This window comes from Nonomuraea sp. NPDC003804 (assembly GCF_040610675.1).
Lineage (GTDB): Bacteria > Actinomycetota > Actinomycetes > Streptosporangiales > Streptosporangiaceae > Nonomuraea.
Genome location: NZ_JBEXMT010000106.1, coordinates 1 through 1,347, shown reverse-complemented (window position 1 = coordinate 1,347; position 1,347 = coordinate 1). Strand labels below are relative to the sequence as shown.

General features: G+C 55.3%; 2 protein-coding genes. Both read right to left on the bottom strand.

Features of this window, described 5'->3' with window-relative positions:
- Positions 1-520 precede the first annotated feature (520 nt).
- A complete protein-coding gene (locus ABZX22_RS45095; protein ID WP_158230120.1) occupies positions 521-883 on the bottom strand; it encodes a DUF596 domain-containing protein in 363 nt (120 codons plus the stop codon).
- A gap of 188 nt (positions 884-1,071) precedes the next feature.
- Positions 1,072-1,347, bottom strand: a 276-nt coding sequence (locus ABZX22_RS45090; RefSeq protein ID WP_354923500.1) for a hypothetical protein, incomplete at its 5' end; no start/stop codon positions are given.

Genomic DNA, 1,347 nt, shown 5'->3' with positions numbered 1-1,347 from the left:
GGAGACGGGAAGGTCACCCCATGCTGCACGTAGCCACACGCTGCGCTGAGGCAAGACGATCGAGGAGTGCACGGAAATTGCGTACTTTCTACTCATGCCTATCCACGGAAATTGACTCCCAGGAAGGGGCGACGGAATTTTCCTCAAGATACTCCTCAAGGTCTCTGAACGGAGAGACCCCGATGGCAGCCAAGGAGAACCACACGACATCACATTCGTCGCAGACAAATATCTGAGTACCGCACCCCTTTACCTGGGCCTTCAATACCTCACCCTGCTCGCAACGAGGACAGATCAAACGGCACCCCACTGCACCCGGGTCGCAGATACAACTTTACTTGCCATGCTACAAATAATCTCCCAGACCTTTCACGCCGATGGTACAGGTGGAAAGCCTCTTACTATCAATCATCGGCCGCCAACCATCACTGACAGTGGAAGTTGAACGCGTCCGAGGGGCTCCCGCTGCCGATGGCACCAATCAACAGGAAAGGGAACTCCGCTCCATTTTTTGAGATCCTCAACGGTTACCCCTCGTCGAAAACAAATTGATCGAGGGATCCGCGGCACGGCCCAAGGCAGCCCCGACCAGATGCGTGTTGTCACCCATTTTCACCTGGAGCCAGCTCCCCTCCACAGCGGCGATTCCTGGTTGTTCAGGGAAGCCAAGGTGGTAATCGTCATTGCCCACAGGTGAAATCCAGACCAGTCCAAACGACGCATCAGAAAGGAACCAGATGCTGTCCTCGTCGAGATCCACCCGATCTCTTCTGGTCGGCCATGCACGGCGTGGAACATCCAGTTGCTCGTCAACATTCCCATCGGCGAAGACGCCATCAGCGGCAAGCTTCAGCCTTCCGTCTGTCATCAACATCTTCACCATCGAAAAAATCTTCTGTCTGCTCCGCGAAGTTGATCCCACCTCCATCCAACTCCATGGCCATGTTCCTCCAAAGCACTCCCATGGAGTATCCACGGGAGTAATCTAGCGCGTTCCGGGCTGCCTCATAAATCATCTCAAATGGACTTTCCTGACACCCCCATCTTCAGCAACGGCGACAACCTTGAGAATCATCTTCTACTCCACTCGACCGGCATGTTGAGCTTCGAAAAGTCGACGTTCGGCGCTTCTACCGGAGCCACCTGGTATATGTCTCGGATAACAGCATTGGCCTTGTTGGGACCGCACTTCTGATACACCTCACACCCGGCTACCGGCGAATCCACCAAGCCGCGATCATTGCCCCCCACAGCACCTGCAGCTGCGGCCAGCGCCTCCTTCTGCGTTTTCTCGGAGGTGCTGGCAATCACACTGTCCGTCAACGTGTTAAGGTTGCCAAGGCCTCC